15 protein-coding genes are annotated in these 17932 nt (G+C 55.8%); 3 read left to right on the forward strand and 12 right to left on the reverse strand.

The window, feature by feature from the left end; translation table 11 throughout:
* Positions 1-6 precede the first annotated feature (6 nt).
* The 9 genes from ACDI13_RS01630 to ACDI13_RS01670 form a co-directional block, all read right to left on the reverse strand.
* Positions 7-495: a hypothetical protein gene (locus ACDI13_RS01630; protein ID WP_316990290.1), complete on the reverse strand. Its 489-nt coding sequence runs from the start codon at positions 493-495 to the stop codon at positions 7-9.
* A complete protein-coding gene (locus ACDI13_RS01635; RefSeq protein WP_316990291.1) occupies positions 449-1894 on the reverse strand; it encodes a hypothetical protein in 1446 nt (481 codons plus the stop codon). Before ACDI13_RS01635 ends, ACDI13_RS01630 begins: the two co-directional genes overlap by 47 nt.
* Positions 1891-2742, reverse strand: a complete 852-nt coding sequence (locus tag ACDI13_RS01640) for a hypothetical protein (protein WP_316990292.1) — start codon at positions 2740-2742, stop codon at positions 1891-1893. The genes ACDI13_RS01635 and ACDI13_RS01640 overlap by 4 nt, the downstream gene beginning before the upstream one ends.
* On the reverse strand, positions 2739-3689 hold the full coding sequence (locus ACDI13_RS01645) for a TcpQ domain-containing protein (RefSeq protein ID WP_316990293.1): 951 nt from the start codon (positions 3687-3689) through the stop codon (positions 2739-2741). Before ACDI13_RS01645 ends, ACDI13_RS01640 begins: the two co-directional genes overlap by 4 nt.
* Before the next feature lie 103 nt (positions 3690-3792).
* Positions 3793-5106 carry an extracellular solute-binding protein gene (locus ACDI13_RS01650; RefSeq protein WP_316990294.1) on the reverse strand — a complete coding sequence of 438 codons (1314 nt, stop codon included), beginning with the start codon at positions 5104-5106 and terminating at the stop codon, positions 3793-3795.
* Between the two features lie 7 nt (positions 5107-5113).
* The gene (locus tag ACDI13_RS01655; RefSeq protein ID WP_316988907.1) at positions 5114-6367 is read right to left on the reverse strand and encodes a D-amino acid dehydrogenase; all 1254 of its coding nucleotides are present in this window, start codon (positions 6365-6367) and stop codon (positions 5114-5116) included.
* A 37-nt stretch (positions 6368-6404) separates the two neighbouring features.
* Positions 6405-7439, reverse strand: a complete 1035-nt coding sequence (locus ACDI13_RS01660; protein ID WP_316988908.1) for a CDP-6-deoxy-delta-3,4-glucoseen reductase — start codon at positions 7437-7439, stop codon at positions 6405-6407.
* A 61-nt stretch (positions 7440-7500) separates the two neighbouring features.
* The gene (gene parC, locus ACDI13_RS01665) at positions 7501-9810 is read right to left on the reverse strand and encodes a DNA topoisomerase IV subunit A (RefSeq protein WP_316988909.1); all 2310 of its coding nucleotides are present in this window, start codon (positions 9808-9810) and stop codon (positions 7501-7503) included.
* Positions 9811-9830: 20 nt separating this feature from the next.
* Positions 9831-11798: a DNA topoisomerase IV subunit B gene (locus ACDI13_RS01670; RefSeq protein WP_372373077.1), complete on the reverse strand. Its 1968-nt coding sequence runs from the start codon at positions 11796-11798 to the stop codon at positions 9831-9833.
* A gap of 227 nt (positions 11799-12025) precedes the next feature.
* Between ACDI13_RS01670 and trxA the strand changes: the two genes are divergently transcribed.
* From trxA to gdhA, 3 genes are all read left to right on the forward strand, one after another.
* On the forward strand, positions 12026-12352 hold the full coding sequence (gene trxA / locus ACDI13_RS01675) for a thioredoxin TrxA (protein ID WP_316988911.1): 327 nt from the start codon (positions 12026-12028) through the stop codon (positions 12350-12352).
* A 69-nt stretch (positions 12353-12421) separates the two neighbouring features.
* A complete protein-coding gene (gene rho, locus ACDI13_RS01680) occupies positions 12422-13678 on the forward strand; it encodes a transcription termination factor Rho (protein WP_003799272.1) in 1257 nt (418 codons plus the stop codon).
* A 142-nt stretch (positions 13679-13820) separates the two neighbouring features.
* Positions 13821-15161: an NADP-specific glutamate dehydrogenase gene (gene gdhA / locus ACDI13_RS01685; RefSeq protein ID WP_316988912.1), complete on the forward strand. Its 1341-nt coding sequence runs from the start codon at positions 13821-13823 to the stop codon at positions 15159-15161.
* Positions 15162-15374: 213 nt separating this feature from the next.
* Here the strand turns inward: gdhA and ACDI13_RS01690 are convergent, their stop codons facing one another.
* The 3 genes from ACDI13_RS01690 to ACDI13_RS01700 are packed head-to-tail and all read right to left on the reverse strand — an operon-like array spanning position 15375 to position 17924.
* Entirely contained in the window at positions 15375-15995 is a 621-nt protein-coding gene (locus tag ACDI13_RS01690; protein WP_316988913.1) for a flavin reductase family protein, read from the reverse strand.
* 7 nt (positions 15996-16002) lie between these two features.
* On the reverse strand, positions 16003-16605 hold the full coding sequence (locus ACDI13_RS01695; RefSeq protein ID WP_172401050.1) for an aromatic-ring-hydroxylating dioxygenase subunit beta: 603 nt from the start codon (positions 16603-16605) through the stop codon (positions 16003-16005).
* Positions 16606-16610: 5 nt separating this feature from the next.
* Positions 16611-17924 (reverse strand): aromatic ring-hydroxylating dioxygenase subunit alpha, encoded by a 1314-nt coding sequence (locus ACDI13_RS01700; protein ID WP_316988914.1) that lies wholly within the window; start codon positions 17922-17924, stop codon positions 16611-16613.
* Positions 17925-17932 lie beyond the last annotated feature (8 nt).

Consider the following 17932-nt stretch of genomic DNA (forward strand, 5'->3'; position numbering starts at 1 on the left):
CCCGCATCAAGAAGGCAGACAGAGTTTGATGGATTGAGTTTCCGACTGCGACGGCTGAACCTGATCCGAGGCCACTGACAAACTTGAATCTGGGGGCAGCCCAATTTCAAGCTCAATGCAGCGACTATCCAAAGACAAGAGGCGCATTTGCCTATCTCTCTCACGTCCTATCGGCCATAGCTGGCCTTGCTGGAACACAAGCAGGCGCTGCTCATGCTGCACTTCAGCCAGCAATTGCGTGTCTCGTCCATAGACAGCTTTCAGCTTCAAGCCGGGGAAAGGTTTACCGGACCTATTCTTGCCCACACTGGGCTGAGCCAGATCCACACCCTCCAGCCCCTGTTCTGGCCCCGAACATGCCGCCATGTTATGCCGCGCTTGCTCAGCTTCCAGCAGCAACAGATCTCGCACGATAGAAACCATGCCTTCCGTAGCCTGAACTGGCAGGCTAAGCATCAGCATCCCGCCAAACAGAATGTTCAAATACTTGCGCACGCTCCTCCTTCCCCGAACCCGCCCACTCATCAACATAGCCTTCCAGCTCCACGATAAAAACGCTGCCTAGCAGCGAGGGATAAGACTGCGGACTTACTGACAGGCTCAGCCTGTCCCACTGCAACTGAGGCAGTTGTGCGGCGAGCAGATAGGCTGAACGCAAAGGCGATTCGCTACTCCATGTGCGACGCCAGACCTCTGATTTTGCTTGATCGCCTGTGCTCAGAGGGGCCAACACTTGGATGGGATTCTGGGTCTGCGCCCCAGTCTTTGCTTGCAACGGTATATCCACTTGATTGTCGGTTCGAGCCTGCCCTGAATAGGGGGGCTGGGGCTGAGCGTGCGCCTGAGCGAGTGATAAGCGTATAAATGCTGGTTGCAAGGCCTTCAATTCAGCCATCAGGCTGAGGGATGATCCAACAGGCTGCTCTTCCTGAGATCCCAACAATGGGAACCACGGGTCGTCTGCCTGATAGGTACGCTGCATATGCAACTCAGCCTGCCCGGCCTCAGTGAGCTCCAACCTGTTCGGAGCACGAGTTTGACGATGCATGGCCAGGCTGAAACGCTGTACATTGTCAAATCTGTAACGCGCCTGGCAGTCCCAAAAAGCCGCTTGGCGACGACACTCCACCTGTTGCAAACGCCAGTCCACTCCCTGTGCGGGCAGTTCCTCAATCAAACCCAGAACAGTCTGAGCACTGGATAACAGCAACTCATGACTCTGTTCAACAGCCCTCGCAGCAGCAAGCCCTCGTTCAGTCTTGATCCTGCCTGAACCAGCAGACAAGACTCCTCCCAGAGCAAGTGCCACCAGCAACGGTGCGACAAGCAAGCGAAGTGAGATCTTATTAGGTCGCCAAAGCTTCCCGCCACCTTGGCGCTGCATACGCGCCTGCGCTCGTCTGCCCTGCTCCAGGCATATCCATACATCATCGGGTTGCCGCAGTTCGCGTATGGTGGGATAGCGTTCCAGCATTGCCTGCCGCAAGGCCTGTACCTGTCCAACCTGTGCCAGCACACAATCACTGCCTTCCACAACCAAGCCCTGTTCCAGCACCAGAAACCACAGTTGGCCGGGGGCCACAGCCCATAAAAGAAAAACCGCTTCATTAGGATGATGCACCGCCATACAAGCGGCTGCAGAATACGCCTGTACTCGTCTGCATTTCGCCCACGTTGGCCCCTCTTGAGCCAAGCGCAATAGCGAGTGAGTTCGCTTGGTATAGAGCCACTTGTTTTGTACCCAGCCTATCCATTGTCCAGTTGCCCGCCCTTCCAAAGAACAAGCCCAATGCGAGCGTTTCAATTTTCGGGTTTGCGCCCAGCGCATATCCTGGCCAGGGTGATCCCATTGCAAACCAAACCAATACTCGCGCTTGACGGTGGAAGAACTCACTTCACCCTCCCGTCACTGCCCAAAGGACGGCTAGCTCGCGCACTCTTCACATGCCATAACTCAGGCTGTTGCCTCAACGCCAAACCCAATGCCTCCAAGCGTTCCGGCGTATCAGTCACCAACAAAACGTTCGGCGGCACACCGAGCACCTGGACCGTTCCAGCACGCGATAGAAAAGCTTGTGTCGTCTCTTGCAAATAAGCAAGGGCTGGATCGTTCAAGTGCGGCGTTTCAATCTGCACAGATATCACATTAGACTCGGAGGCGTTATCTACGGGCGTACTCAAATAAGCAGAATTCACCGTTTTGCTAAGCGGTAAGGCAAAGCGACGCGTTTCAGTGCGATATAACTCGATACGTCCCGCCTGATAACGCCACCGGACGCTATACACCGCTGAAACTTGATTCAGCAACTCCGGCAACCGTAATTGCTCAAAAACCAGGCTACCATCTTGGGGTGCCAGTTCCACCTGATCCCCCACACTGAGCCGCGGCAAAAAATAAGCTAAAGGCAGTCGCGCCTCAGGACTGATGGACACCGTCAGATTCGACAACAAAGACAGGCGACGCGCCAATTCATCCAGACTGGGCAAAGGCGTTTCCAAGGAAAAGCTGAAAGTTTGCCTGGATCGCAAAAGGTCGGATGCGACTGCAGCTTGCTTGATGGGCACAGCGGCCCCCACCAGCCAGGGTCGATCAACAGACTGGGTCAATGCACCTGTGGGCACTTCTGGTTTATCCAAAGAAACAGCCTCGTCAAGCCACGCCTGATCGAGGTGATGCCCCGTCGTTTGCAAGGTACAGCCCGATAGCAACGCCAGCAGCAACAAAAAAAACAAGGAGCTCATGACTGCTCCTGATGCTGCACACTCGGGTCACACGTTTGCGGACTAGCCAAAACACGCAGCACCTGATTGGAATAAAAGCAGGCCTGCAAAGAATGGGCGTTCAGTTGTGCCGCCGTCAGCAACTGCTCGACCGCTGACTCAAAACTCCCCTCAAAGCGGGCGGCAGCCTTGACAGGAAAATCCACATCCAAAGTCCAATGTTCCGATGCAAAAACCCACTTCGCTTGTTTGGCCCAACGCACAAGCGCCTGCCTTAGCGTCCGGTCTTTCAAACGCAGTTCAAAAACAGTTGAATCAGGGTTCGGTAGATTGACCGCCCACATGTCCGAGCTGGCTTGAAAGGCAATCCGTTCCACCAACTGTACGGGTGCGGGCAATGCAGCGTTCTGAGACGAGCTGCCACGCCCGGCCTCCTTTTGCCCGGCATCCTGCCCCAGCCCGCCGGCCCTCCCTGGCTCCAGCTTCAGCACTGGTGGCTGCATCGCCCCCACTGGGTCCGGTTTCAAGGGATCTCCTACAGGCAAAGGTTGGGCTAAAACATCCGATTCCTCTGCCCCTGACAAGGTAGAGTCTTCACTCTGGCTACTCTTGCGCTGCAGACTGGCTTGTGCCTGCGCCCTGCCTGCACGAAACACCAGCTCCGCCCACAAACCGTCGATTAACTGAAACTGCCCCGAAGGTCGTAATGACAGCAGCATTTCCTGCCCGTCCCTGCGACCAAACACCGCGGGCAAAATCTGCTCTGGTGCAAAATGCAGCCAAATGCGCGTCCCATTATCAAAGACCTGCATAGGCCCCACTTGGGGGTCGCCGGCTAAGCGCCAATCAAAATTGAAGACGCGCGCTCCCGGATCGGCCAGCAGACCATCCGGCCCCGGACGGGTCTGACAGGCAGACAGCCCAAGAGCACACATTACCAACACGCAAAAACGGGCAAGAAAACGCATCACAGACACCCAAAGAAAAAACCCCATGTCCCGTCAAGGGCATGGGGTCTATCTTCAAGGATGCTTGCTCAAGCCGCTAGATCGGCTTGTACGCACAGATAAATCAGCGTCCTCTCTGTGCCACCAAACGATTCGCTTGCGTAGCGGCAGTACGCAATGCGGTCATGGCAGGTTGCTGTCCATCCAGCGCACTTTCCAGACTCTGATTGAACACGGCACGAATCTGGCGGTAGTTGCGGAAATTGCCTTTAGCTGTGCCCGAGGTACCGCTGCTATAGGCGCCGACCAGATGCATCCAGTCGCCCTTATCCTTGTAATAGTCGTTGCCTGTGGCATTAAAGGCTTCACGGCTCACAGGCAAAAAGCCTGTGTTCTGATACCAGCGTGCCGCATTCTCGGGCTGAGCCAGCCAGTTGATAAAGCGGGCCGAGGCTTGATTCTGTTCGGCTTTATGACCTTTGACCGCCCACAGAGCCGAGCCGGTCACAAACGGTTTACCTGGAGTTTGGGTCACCTCAGGGTAATAAGGCAGACCGGTAACCGCATATTTCAAGCCACGTGTGTCGCTGTATTCACCAATATGGCCGGAGTTCGAGAACATAACGGCACATTCGCCCTTGGCAAAACGCTGGGGAGACTCGGGCAAGGTGCCAGGTTTGACCATCAGCTCGGATTTCACCCAACTGATCATCATGGACAGGTGACGGATGTACATCACATCAAAGTCAAAGCCCACTTTGCCTTTAACCTTGGGGCCCGGTGCCAGACCGTAAATCTGGTTATTGACCGCTGCCAGGTTCTCCAGATTAATGGAAACCGACTGGTCTGAAGTCAACGGACAACGACGCGAGCCTTTATTGGCCAGATCAACCAACTGGGCCTGCAGGTCCAACCAGATACGACTGGGCACCGCAGGCTCAATCTTGGCTTTATCAAACGCGTCCAGGTTGTAATACATGACCGGAATCTCGGCCATATAGGGGAAACCTTGTAATTGGCCACGGCCATTGCGCACAAAAGAGTTCGAGGCCAGGAACCAGGACACATTATCCATTTTTTCCCGCGCCAGCAAAGTGTGCATGGGCATAATGTAAGAGCGGTCAGCGACTTCATCCAGGCCGGACATTTCGCCTAATTGCACCAGATTGGGCAAATCCTTGCCCGCTTGCAAGACTTGCTCTAACGAGGCTTCCGAGTCATGAGCCTTGACCGACACCTTGACGTCGCTCTGGCTGCGATTGAAATCCCGAACCAGGCGTTCAAACTCATCTTGATTGTGCGAGTTCAAAGCAGTCCAGACCTGAATATCAACGGCTGCCAGGGCCGTCGACCCGAACAGCAAAGCGGCTGAGCCACCCGCTGCCATCGCCAAAGCCATAACACCACGTTTCAACAGTAATCCGCGTAGATTTTTCATACATCCTTCAAGATAAAAAAGGAAATTCAGGTTCGGGTTTGTGTCCCATGACCAGGTCTGCCAGGGCGCGACCAGAGCCGACACCCATCGTCCACCCCAGGGTGCCATGCCCGGTATTCAGGTACAGGTTGGGTATGGACGAGCGGCCTATCAGTGGGATATTTGATGCTGTGGCAGGACGTAATCCTGACCAGAAATGAACATTATCAAAATCCAATGCGCTTGGGAACAGATCAGCCACATGCATTAACAAAGCCTGACAGCGGGCGGGGTTCAAACTGCGTGAATAGCCCGACAACTCTGCGGTTCCAGCGACCCGCAGGCTATCACCCAGACGGGAAAAAACCAGTTTGTGATCTTTATCAGTCAGGCTGACCGTAGGCGCCCCCTCGGGAACCAGTACCGGGAAAGTGGCCGAATAGCCTTTAGCCGGGTAAACAGGGCAGGCAATCCCCAGCGGCTGCAAGACCGTGGGACTGAAACTGCCCATAGCCACCACAAAGGCGCCTGCCTGTATGGACTCGTACGCACCGTCCGAACCAATGACCTCGACGCCCACCACGCGGCCCTTGGCCGTCAGCAGACGGGTGATTTGGGTGGAAAAGCGAAACTCCACCCCGGCCCGCTTGGCCATGGCTGCCAAACCGCAGGTGAACTGGTTTGCATCGCCGGATTCATCATCTTTGGTGTAATCGCCCCCCACGATCTGGCCGCGAGCCGAGGCCAGAGCAGGCTCCAACTGCACCAGTTCGTCCACGCTCATGATGCGGCGGTCCACCCCCATATCGCGCATGACATCGGCCATTTGCTGGGAGTCATCCAGACTTTGAGCATCCCGGTAAAACGTGATGATGCCTTTTTCCTGATGGCGATAATCAAAATCCAGACTGGGACGCAATTGCTTGAGTGTGCTGCGGCTGTATTCCGCCATGGCCACCAGAGCGCGCACATTGGGCGCAACCCGCCCCGGCAGGCACTCTCGCAGGAAAGACAGGCACCAGCGCCACTGGCGCAGGTCCAGACGCGGACGGAACAACAAGGGAGCATCGTCCTGCAACAACCATTTCAGCAGTTTGAACGGCATTTTCGGGTTGGCCCAGGGCTCGGCATAGGACACCGAGATTTGCCCGCCATTGGCACGCGAGGTTTCCTGCGCGGGACCGGTTCCCCGATCCACAACCACCACCTCACAACCTTGCTGGCTGAGCCACCAGGCAGTTGATACCCCAATAATGCCGCTGCCCAGAACTGCTACTTTCATGTGTACTGTCCGCTTGTTGAGCTATTGACCAAGACGCTTACTTTACGTCAGCCAGGGACGTAAAGGCATCTGCAAAGTAATTGTCCGGATTCAGTTGGGCTTGCTCCACAAAATCCTTGCGGGCTGCTTCAACCATACCCGGCGCGCCACAGGCGTACACCTGCCAGGCCGACAAATCCGGCAAATCAGCCAGTACCGCCTGATGCACAAAGCCCGTACGGCCTGTCCAGCCATCTTCAGGCTGAGCGTCGGAAATTACCGGAATGAAACGCAAGTTAGGCAGTTCACTGGCCCATTTCTCGGCCAGTTCGGACTGGTACAGATCCTTGGGTCGACGCCCGCCCCAGTACAGGGCTACTTCGCGCTGGCTGCCGGTTTGAATCAGGCGCTCGATCAAGGCCTTGATAGGAGCAAAACCTGTACCGCTGGCAAGAAAAACCATAGGAGCCGCGCTATCTTCACGCAGGAAGAAAGAACCCAAAGGCGCTTCCACGCGCAAAATTTCGCGCTCTTTCATGGCAGTGGCGCCAGCACCGAACACGTGATCGGTAAATACGCCGCCGGGCATGTGACGAATATGCAATTCCACCTGATTGTCTTCCCGTGGCGGTGTGGCCATGGAGTAGCTGCGACGGCTGCCGTCCTTCAGGATGAACTCCAGATACTGGCCTGGGTAATAACGGAATGGCTCGGACGACGGCATTTGCAGACGCACCACCATCACATCATCACGTACCTTCTCCAGGCCCACCACGCGCGAGGGCATTTTGCGAATCTGGATATCAGTCGCCATACGAATTTCGTGGGACTCGATCAGCATGTCGCTGCTGGGCTTGGCCTGACAAAACAGAGTGTAGCCTGCCGCGCGATCCTCTTCGCTGAGCAATTGCTCAGGTGCGCGGCCTGCATCGTATGCACCTTCAATGACCTTGCCACGGCAAGACGAACAGGTGCCATTACGGCAGCTATAGGGCAAGACGATACCGGCATTCAGCGCGCCATCCAGCACAGACTGTCCGGGCTGTACGTCAAAACTGTGCCCGCTGGGCTGAACCGTGACTTTGAAACTCATATCCAACACTCAAAAAAGAAATCTATCAGGCGGAGGCCCAGCCTCCGGCGGCTATACAAATTCAGGCCTGCTCAGGCCGATGCAGCACAGGGTCGTTCAATTTGAGCGACAGGGTCTTGCCCTTGCCTGCCCGCTTGCCCAGATAATTGGCCAGCATGTCCAGATCCATCACGATGGTCGACGCACGCTTGCGATTCACCCCACTGACGGCCAAACCCGCTTCACCAAAGGCCACCCATTGGCTAAGCGTATCGCCCTCGTTCAGCTTGATCAGTACCGTGCCACGTCCCCCTTTGGACAGCACTTTCAGTTCCTTGATGTCCACCACCAGGAAACGCCCCTGCTCGCTGAGCAGCCCCACGTACTGATCGTCCGGACGCAAGGCCAAAGGTTTGAGCAACTTTTTGCCATCCTCAATGGTGACAAACTGCTTGCCCGCTTTCTGACGTGTGTTCATGTCACCCTGGGAGGCCACAAAACCGTAGCCGTCGCAGGCAGCCAGCACGTAGTACTGATCCAGAGGTGCCCCCAGAATGTGCTCGATAGGCGCGCTGGGGCTGACTTCAATCATGGAGGTAATGGGCTGACCGTCTCCACGCGCCGAAGGCAAGCTGGAAACCGGAACAGTATAGACCCGGCCATCGGTGCCGATGGCGACCAGATCCGTGGTACTGCGGCACTCCAGCGCATCGCGCAAACTATCCCCCGTCTTGAAACTGAACTGCGAAGCGTCGTGACCATGACCCTGACGCGAACGCAACCAGCCTTTGCGCGACACAATCACGGTAACTGGCTCGTCAACCACCTTGCTTTCCAGCACGGCACGCTCGGCCGCTTCAATCAAGGTACGACGGTCATCACCGTAGGTTTTCACGTCTGCTTCGATTTCACGAATCATCAGGCGTTTCAAGGCCTTGGGATCGTCCAGCAGCTTTTGAAGAGACTCCTGTTCGTCCAGGCGTTCTTGCAGCTCTTTCTCGATCTTGAAGCCTTCCAGACGTGCCAACTGACGCAGGCGCATTTCCAGAATATCATCGGCCTGACGTTCGCTTAAATCAAAGCGATCCATCAAGGCAGCACGCGGCTCGTCGGACTCACGAATGGTTTGAATGACCTCATCCACATTCAAATACACTACCATGCGCCCTTGCAGCACATGGATACGGTCGGTGACCTTGTCCAGACGATAGCGCGTACGGCGTTCCATCGTACGACGGCGGAACTCCAGCCAGTTCAGCAGGATCTGGCGCAAAGAACGCTGACCGGGTCGGCCATCCGTATCGATACACACCAGGTTAATAGAGACGTTGCGCTCCAGGCTGGTCTGCGCCAGCAAGGTCGTCACGAATTCGTCCCGATCAATGGCGCGAGACTTGGGTTCAAACACCAGACGCACCGCAGCCTGCTTGCCGGACTCATCGCGCACGGCGTCGAGCATGTTCAGCATCAGGGCTTTGGTTTGCTGTTGTTCCGTGCTCAGGGACTTCTTGCCCGCCTTGACCTTGGGATTGGTGCGTTCCTCGATCTCTTCCAGAATCTGCTGGGAAGAGCTGCCGGGCGGTAATTCGGTAACCACCAACTGCCATTGACCACGTGCCATTTCCTCGAAGACCCAACGGGCACGAGCCTTGATGGAGCCACGGCCTTGGGCGTACACCGCTGCGATATCGTCAGCGGCGGAAATGATTTGGCCACCACCCGCAAAGTCCGGGCCGGGGACGATCTCGTGAATTTCCTGATCGCTCAAATTCGGGTTGCGCAGCAGGCTGACGCAGGCTTGCGCCACTTCACGTAGATTGTGCGACGGAATCTCGGTCGCCATCCCGACGGCAATCCCCGATGCGCCGTTAAGCAGCATGATGGGCAAGCGTGCTGGCAAAGTCACCGGCTCTTTCTGGCTGCCATCGTAGTTGGGGATGAAGTCCACCGTACCTTCGTCCAGCTCGTCCAGCAGCAGACGCGAGAACGGTGTCAAACGTGCTTCCGTGTAACGCATGGCGGCGGCATTGTCACCGTCGCGCGAACCAAAGTTGCCCTGCCCGTCTACCAGCGGATAACGCAGCACAAAATCCTGCGCCATACGCACCATGGCGTCATAGGCGGCCTGGTCGCCGTGCGGGTGATACTTACCCAGCACATCCCCCACCACACGGGCCGATTTCACGGGCTTGGCCGTTGAGCCCAGGCCCATGGCATCCATGGCGTACAGAATGCGGCGTTGTACCGGCTTCTGGCCATCAGTCAGGTCGGGCAAAGCTCGTCCACGTACCACTGAAACGGCGTAATCCAGATAAGCCTGTTCCGCGTAAGTTGCCAGCGTGATGCTATCGTCCGATCCCGCCGGCTCAAAATCCAATTGATTGCTGTCCATAAATAACTCTTAAATCGGGCTCAGACGTCCAGATCGGCCAAATTGCCTTTTTCTTCCAACCAGGCACGGCGGGCAGAGGCCTCGCCCTTGCCCATCAACATGGTGAACATGGCTTGCGTGCCGCTCAGCCCATCTTCGCCCCAATGCACGGGCAATAAACGACGGGTATCCGGATTCATGGTGGTGTCCCACAACTGCTCCGCACTCATTTCACCCAGGCCTTTGAAACGGCTGATGCTCCAGGACTCGTTGCGTATGCCTTCGTTGCGCAGTTTTTCCAGAATCGCATCCAGTTCACCCTGATCCAGACAATAAATCTTGCGAGCCGGGCGTTTGCCGGCGGCAGGCACGTCTACGCGGAACAAGGGAGGGCGAGCCACATACACATGACCAGCCTCGATCAGCTTGGGGAAATGGCGGAAGAACAAGGTCAGCAAGAGCACCTGAATGTGCGAGCCGTCCACGTCTGCATCAGACAGGATACAGATGCGGCCATAGCGCAAGCCGGACAGATCCGGCTCGGACTGGGCGTCGTGCGGGTCCACACCGATAGCCACGGAAATATCATGAATTTCCTGGTTGGCGAACAGACGATCACGGTCCACTTCCCAAGCGTTCAACACCTTGCCACGCAGAGGCAAGATGGCCTGAAACTCCTTGTCACGGCCCATCTTTGCAGAACCACCGGCCGAGTCCCCCTCGACCAGAAACAGCTCCGACCGCTCCAGATCGTGCGATTCGCAATCTGTCAGCTTGCCAGGCAACACGGCCACGCCCGAACTTTTACGCTTTTCCACTTTTTGGGCCGAACGGGTACGGGCCTGAGCCTGACGCACCGCCACTTCTGCCAATTTTCGACCCTGATCCACATTCGCATGCAGATGCAGTTCCAACGCATTACGCACATAGCCGCTGACCAGACGCACAGCATCGCGACTGTTCAATTTTTCTTTGATTTGCCCCTGGAATTGCGGGTCTAGCACTTTGGCCGAGAGCACAAAGCTGGCACGGGCAAAGACGTCCTCGGCCTGCAGTTTGACACCTTTGGGAATCAGGCTATGCAGTTCAGCAAAACTGCGCACGGCTTGATACAAGCCGTCACGCAAGCCCGATTCATGTGTTCCCCCCGCTGGGGTTGGAATCAGGTTGACATAGGATTCACGCACAATATTGGAGTCCAGCGCCCAGGCCACCACCCAATGCGCACCTTCGCCGGCGGAGAAATTATCGTCATCTTGTGGGGCATACTGGCGGCCCTCAAACAGGGGAACCAGCAGCTCCACCCCTTCCATTTCCTCTTGCAGGTAGCCGCGCAAACCGTCCTCGTAGCGCCACTGTTGGCGCTGACCGGTTTTTTGCTGCACCAGTTCCACCGTCACGCCTTCCAGCAGAACGGCCTTGCTATGCAGGATATGAGTCAGTTGGGCCAGGGGAATCTGGGCGGAATCAAAATATTTGGCATCGGGCCAGACCCGCACACGGGTCCCGGTTTTGCGCTTGCCCACTGTGCCCGTCTGGGTCAGGGGCTGTTCCAGCTCGCCATCGGCAAACACAATCTCGTTAGCCTGGCCATCGCGCCAGACCAGCACTTCCAGGCGACGCGACAAGGCGTTGGTCACCGACACCCCCACCCCGTGCAAACCGCCGGAGAAGGCATAGGCACCGCCATTGAGCTTGTCGAATTTACCCCCGGCATGCAGTCGGGTGAACACCAGTTCCACCACGGGCGCATTTTCCTCTGGATGCAAGCCAACGGGAATACCGCGCCCATCGTCTTCGACCTGTATGCCGCCGTCCTCCAGCAAGGTGACAGTCAGGGTGCGGGCAAAACCAGCCAGGGCTTCGTCGGCCGCGTTATCGATGACCTCCTGCACAATATGCAGGGGATTATCCGTGCGGGTATACATGGCCGGGCGCTGACGGACCGGTTCCAGCCCTTTGAGCACCCGTATAGAAGATTCGTCGTAACGTGTAGTAGACAACTTGATTCCCGGTAGATCGTACAGAAAAACGCTATTTTACGAGTGGTTAGGCGCCAGTGGGGAAACGCTTTATTGACGCGCGTTGCGCAGTGAATGCACATTATCAACCAGACGCAATGGTATCCTGTCAAAAATTGGCAACAAGACCGTCGCAATTGGCCGTAGAATACATTGTGCTCAGGTCACGCCACACGTATAGTTTTTCGTTATCTTTTATTTTTTTGCATTTTGCCATGAGCGACTCCATCATTCACGTTACAGACGCCTCCTTCGAGAGCGACGTCCTCAAAGCCGATCTCCCCGTTCTGGTCGATTACTGGGCTGCCTGGTGCGGCCCCTGTAAAATGATTGCCCCTTTGCTTGATGAGGCTGCCGAACTGTATCAAGGTCGTGTTATCATCGCTAAGCTCAATGTCGATGAAAATCCCGACACTCCTGCTCAATTCGGTGTTCGCGGTATTCCAACGCTCATGCTGTTTAAAGACGGTCAAGTCGCCCAGACTAAAGTCGGCGCACTGTCCAAGTCTCAACTTAGCGCGTTTCTCGACAGCTCCCTGTAATCTCTGATTAACCGCACGCAGGCCCATCGCTGGCCTGCGGTCTGCTGCTGAAAGCCCTTCCCCACACTCATGCACCTGAACGAATTAAAAGCTCTGCACGTCTCGCAGCTGCTAGAAATGGCTGCCACTCTGGAAATCGACAACGCGAACCGCTTGCGCAAGCAAGAGCTGATGTTCGCGATCATGAAAAAGCACGCCAAAAAAGGCGAGCAGATTTTCGGTGACGGGGTACTTGAAGTCTTGCCTGATGGTTTTGGTTTCCTGCGTTCGCCCGAAACCTCCTATCTGGCCAGCACAGACGATATTTATATCTCCCCCTCGCAGATTCGCCGTTTCAATCTGCACACGGGTGACTCCATTGAAGGTGAAGTGCGCACCCCTAAAGACGGTGAACGCTACTTTGCTCTGGTCAAGGTCGACAAAGTCAACGGCATGCAGCCCGAGGCCATCAAACATCGCATCATGTTTGAGAACCTGACCCCACTGCATCCTGATCAGCCCATGCGCCTGGAGCGTGACATCAAAAGCGAAGAGAACATCACAGGCCGTATCCTGGATATCTTCTCGCCTATCGGTAAAGGCCAGCGCGCCCTGATCGTCGCCAGCCCCAAGTCTGGTAAAACCGTGATGATGCAGCACATCGCTCATGCCATCACCACCAATTACCCCGAGGCCACCATGATCGTCCTGCTGGTGGACGAACGCCCCGAGGAAGTGACCGAAATGCAGCGCACCGTGCGCGGCGAAGTGGTGGCCTCCACCTTTGATGAACCCGCTACGCGTCACGTGCAAGTGGCCGAAATGGTTATCGAAAAGGCCAAACGCCTGGTTGAATTGAAAAAAGACGTGGTGATCCTGCTGGACTCCATTACCCGTCTGGCCCGCGCCTACAACACGGTGGTCCCTGCTTCGGGCAAGGTTTTGACCGGTGGTGTGGACGCCAACGCCCTGCAGCGCCCCAAACGCTTTTTTGGCGCTGCCCGTAATCTGGAAGAAGGTGGCTCCTTGACCATCATCGGTACTGCCCTGATCGAGACCGGCAGCCGCATGGACGAGGTCATCTATGAAGAATTTAAAGGTACCGGCAACTCCGAGATCCATCTGGAGCGCCGCCTGGCCGAAAAACGCATTTACCCTGCCATCAACCTGAACAAGTCAGGTACACGTCGTGAAGAGTTACTGATCAAGCCCGACCTTCTACAAAAGGTCTGGGTTCTGCGCAAATTCATCCACGGAATGGATGAAATTGAAGCCATGGAGTTTATCCTGGACAAAATCCGGGCAACAAAAACCAACTCCGAATTCTTCGACATGATGAAGAAGTAAATCGAACATCCTGCGCAAGCCTCTCTATACGAGAGGCTTGCTTGCGATGGGCGTATTGATCGGGTGCAATCCCATGCATCCATTCTTTCAATCTGCTGAGTTCTACTCGAAATCTCAGTATTGCAAACAGAGTTCGCTTGCAATGAAATCTATCTCTCTAGAGCAGTTCCTAGCCAGAGTGCAGTCCCGCGACCCACATCAGCCTGAATTCATGCAGGCCGTACGGGAAGTGATGACCAGCTTGTGGCCCTTCATCGAGAAAAACCCCCAGTACGCCGACCATGGTCTGCTTGAGCGTCTGGTCGAACCCGAGCGTGTTATCCAGTTTCGTATTTCCTGGGTAGATGATCGTGGTCAGGTTCAGGTCAATCGCGGTTTCCGCATTCAGCACAACAATGCCATTGGTCCTTTCAAGGGCGGCATGCGCTTTCACCCCTCGGTCAATCTGTCTATCCTGAAGTTCCTGGCTTTTGAGCAGACCTTCAAAAATGCCTTGACCACGCTACCCATGGGCGGCGGCAAAGGCGGTACGGATTTTGACCCCAAAGGCAAAACAGATGGCGAAGTCATGCGCTTTTGCCAGGCCCTGATTGTCGAGCTGTACCGTCACCTGGGTCCAGACACCGACGTTCCTGCGGGCGATATCGGCGTGGGCGCACGTGAAGTGGGCTTTATGGCCGGCATGATGAAAAAACTCTCCAACAGTGCAGCCAGTGTCTTTACCGGCAAGGATTTGTGCTTTGGCGGCAGTTTGATCCGCCCTGAGGCCACGGGTTATGGCACCGTATATTTCGTACAAGAAATGTTGGCGCGTAAAGGGCTATCTTTAGATGGCATGACCGTGTCCGTTTCTGGCTCGGGCAATGTCGCCCAGTACGCCATTGAAAAATGCCTGGACCTGGGTGCCAAAGTGGTTACCGTTTCCGACTCGCAAGGTTGCGTGGTGGATATGGATGGCTTTACGCGTGAAAAACTGGCTTCTCTGATGCACATTAAAAATGTACAGCGTGGCAGCTTGGTCGATTACGCCCAACAACACCGTCTGCTGTACGAGCACGGCAAGCGCCCCTGGCATATCCCCGTCGACGTCGCCCTGCCTTGCGCAACCCAGAATGAACTGGATGGCAAAGACGCCGAGATCCTGATCAAGAATGGTGTACGTTGCGTTGCCGAAGGCGCCAATATGCCCAGCACGCTGGACGCAGTCGATGCCTTTATCCACGCCAAGATTCTGTATGCCCCAGGCAAAGCCAGCAATGCGGGTGGTGTTGCCGTATCGGGTCTGGAAATGAGTCAGAACGCCCAGCGTTTGAACTGGACGCGTGAACAAGTTGACGCAAAACTGCACTCCATCATGCGTGACATCCACGAAAATTGTGTGAACTATGGTCAAGAAAGTGACTTCATCCACTACGTTAACGGCGCCAATATTGCCGGCTTTGTCAAAGTCGCCAATGCCATGCGTCATCAAGGTGTTTATTAAGTTTTGCGCCTTGCTCAGTAGTCAAAAAAACCGCCCACAAGGCGGTTTTTTTTTGCTTCTGTCCAAGCCGGAAGTGTCTGTCGCCCATGTGGAGCTATCCGCCCTTGAAAGCCATAGTCCAGTTATCAGTGTAAAGTCGCCAACCATGGTCATAGCGAAGCCTGCTTGCCTACACACATAGCCAGGGTCCAGATCAGAAACCAAGCAATGACATCAGGGAAGGAGAATATCCCCACGCTGCGCATAATACGGCCCGGCCCACCGAGCCAAAGGCCGATACGCCTCCAGATCCACTTTCCCCTTCTCGTCCATCAAGGACGAATCCACATGAAAAGCCAGCACTTCCAGAATATGCAGCTGGTTAACCCCACGTCCCAAATCCACCACCTGATCCAGCTTGCACTCCATCTGCACAGCAGCGCCATCCAGACGAGGCACGCGCACATGCTGACTGGGCACGAGGTGCATGCCCAACGCCTTTACCTCGCTCTGGCCGGGCGGCAAGGCAGCAGCACTGGTGTGAACCGCCGCCAGATCAGACTGACGGGACAACTGCACCACACATTCCTTATTCGCCTGCAGATTTCGAGCGGTATCCTTCAGACTGCCATCCTCATTGCGGTTGATATTGATCGCCAGCATGGGCGGGCTGTGCGCCATGTAATTAAAGGAGCTGAACGGTGCCAGATTCACACTGCCCGACTCCTCCAAAGTACATATCCAGGCAATAGGACGCGGCACGATCAGGGACGTCAGCAAGCGGTAGGCCATGCTGTCGTCCATGCCCTCACAAGACAGGCTGCGATAGCAAGATGATGTGTCAATCGTGTGCATAGGCGGCCTAAATAAACAGCTGAATGGTGGGCAAATAACCATCCACACTCAACAAATCCACCCGTTTCTCCACGATCTCCCAAGCCTGATCGACGGCGCGCAAACGGTAGGAGGCAGTAGCGGGCAGAACCTCGGTTTTTTGCTTCTGATACTCCGAATAAATCAGATTGGTGCGCACGGTATAGCAGCCGTCCTCATCAGGATGGTCGGACTGAACGCGCGGGTTTTGAATCACACGCAGGCCACGTACACCGGGTTGCAAGGAAAAGGCACGGTGATGCGACAGGCGATCAATACGCAAGCGCATCAACATACGATTTTCCAAAGCAATGCACATGCGTCCTTCGGGGCTTTCCTGGCCGGATTCACCGGGAATCCAGTACAGGCCATCCTGCGCGAATAGCTCGTACCATTCATCAAAGCGCCCCTCGTCCAGCAAGGCGTTCTCTTGCCATACAAAGTTCTGCAGGCTTTGTTGCAGGCTCATCGTTTGGTCCAGACGCTGGCCTGGCTCCTGGCTTTGCTGCGGATTCAATGGTTGCTGCTGTTGCTGCCCCTCTTGCAATGCATGCTGTACTTGGCCACTGCGCTGGCCCTGCTCTTGCGCCATCCCCATCACTCCTGCTCCTGCTGCGTCATGCCTTGCTTCCAGGCACGGTATTGGTTGCGTATGACCCATTCATTATTCGCATCGTCAAAGCTGCCCTTGCCCTGCTCACCTTCCTGCGCATCGTATTGACGCAGCAGATTCACCCACGGATTGCCTTGGGCTTTCAGGCTGGCTTGCTGGCTCTCGAACAAGTGCACATCGTCATGGGCGACAACACTCATGGGGGAGTAAACCAGACGGCTATAAGTCAGGCCGCGATCCAGCATTTCACGCGGTGCCCCTTTGGGCTGAAACACCCACACTTCCAGCAAGGTTCGGTCTACCGCCAAAGGTCGCAATACACGAATAATCTGCGGCGAACCCTTGGCTGCCATGCTGGGGTAAAACACCACATTTTGTGGATTGAAGCCCAGCACCCGAGCCGCTTTCTCCTCGCCCCAGGCTTCGTTCATCATGGCTTCGTAACCCGGAATCCCGGAATAGTCGGTATGAATGCTGAACTTGGTGCCCAGAATGCTGTGCCCGTTCGGGTAAGTTTCCACGCCCATGCGTGAATAGAAGTCATAGCCCGAACCGAAGGGCAGCAATTGCTCCAGCGCGGTGGGGTCTTCTTCCTTGAACACTTCACCCACTTTGGCTGCCGAGCTGGAGGCCGACTCATGCGTGGAGATGGGATGCACGGTGTCGTTGATGTTCTCCATGTACATCTTCCAGTTGCAGTTGATGACGGTACGAATCGAACCGCCAGCCACCTGCAACTCCCCTTCCGGAGAGCGATCCGCCATATTGTCCAGGGCCTGCAACACATCACCGAAATATTCTTGCAGGCTGAACCCTTCCCTGCTGAGGCGGGCAAACACAAAGCCGCGATAGCTTTCTACCGCCCCCGGTGTGGACAGGCCGCCTGCAGCCGGACATTGCGAAAACTCCGTGTTTTCATAGGCATTTTTCAGCGGCACCGCCAGCAGCGAGCCATCCAGCTTGTAGGTCCAGGCGTGGTACGGACAACGCAGCATCTTGCCCACATTACCGCTGGGTTCGCTGACCAGTCTGGCCCCCTTATGGGCGCAACGGTTCATCACGACCCGCACCGAGCCATCGCTATGGCGCAGCATGATGACGGGGCTTTGTGCCAAGGTCACCGATACATAATCGCCCGTTTTGGGCACCTGACTTTCATGGCCCACGTAGAGCCAGGCACGGCTGAACAGCCGTTCCATTTCCAGTTGAAAGACGTCCTCGTCCAGATAGGCATCCCGATGGACCTGATGGTCCTGGGTCAGGCCCGACAAGGCGGCCTCGTTATTGGCATAACTCATAGTGCTTC

Origin of the sequence: Alcaligenes faecalis (genome assembly GCF_041521385.1) — a bacterium.
GTDB classification, from domain to species: Bacteria; Pseudomonadota; Gammaproteobacteria; order Burkholderiales; family Burkholderiaceae_B; genus Alcaligenes; species Alcaligenes faecalis_E.

Bases quoted from the DNA above. Each gene is read 5' to 3' on its own strand.
- ACDI13_RS01640 (WP_316990292.1), bottom strand. From the start codon at position 2,742: ATGAGCTCCTTGTTTTTTTTGTTGCTGCTGGCGTTGCTATCGGGCTGT.
- ACDI13_RS01645 (WP_316990293.1), bottom strand. From the start codon at position 3,689: ATGCGTTTTCTTGCCCGTTTTTGCGTGTTGGTAATGTGTGCTCTTGGG.
- ACDI13_RS01650 (WP_316990294.1), bottom strand. From the start codon at position 5,106: ATGAAAAATCTACGCGGATTACTGTTGAAACGTGGTGTTATGGCTTTG.
- ACDI13_RS01655 (WP_316988907.1), bottom strand. From the start codon at position 6,367: ATGAAAGTAGCAGTTCTGGGCAGCGGCATTATTGGGGTATCAACTGCC.
- ACDI13_RS01660 (WP_316988908.1), bottom strand. From the start codon at position 7,439: ATGAGTTTCAAAGTCACGGTTCAGCCCAGCGGGCACAGTTTTGACGTA.
- parC (WP_316988909.1), bottom strand. From the start codon at position 9,810: ATGGACAGCAATCAATTGGATTTTGAGCCGGCGGGATCGGACGATAGC.
- trxA (WP_316988911.1), top strand. From the start codon at position 12,026: ATGAGCGACTCCATCATTCACGTTACAGACGCCTCCTTCGAGAGCGAC.
- rho (WP_003799272.1), top strand. From the start codon at position 12,422: ATGCACCTGAACGAATTAAAAGCTCTGCACGTCTCGCAGCTGCTAGAA.
- gdhA (WP_316988912.1), top strand. From the start codon at position 13,821: ATGAAATCTATCTCTCTAGAGCAGTTCCTAGCCAGAGTGCAGTCCCGC.
- ACDI13_RS01690 (WP_316988913.1), bottom strand. From the start codon at position 15,995: ATGCACACGATTGACACATCATCTTGCTATCGCAGCCTGTCTTGTGAG.
- ACDI13_RS01695 (WP_172401050.1), bottom strand. From the start codon at position 16,605: ATGGCGCAAGAGCAGGGCCAGCGCAGTGGCCAAGTACAGCATGCATTG.
- ACDI13_RS01700 (WP_316988914.1), bottom strand. From the start codon at position 17,924: ATGAGTTATGCCAATAACGAGGCCGCCTTGTCGGGCCTGACCCAGGAC.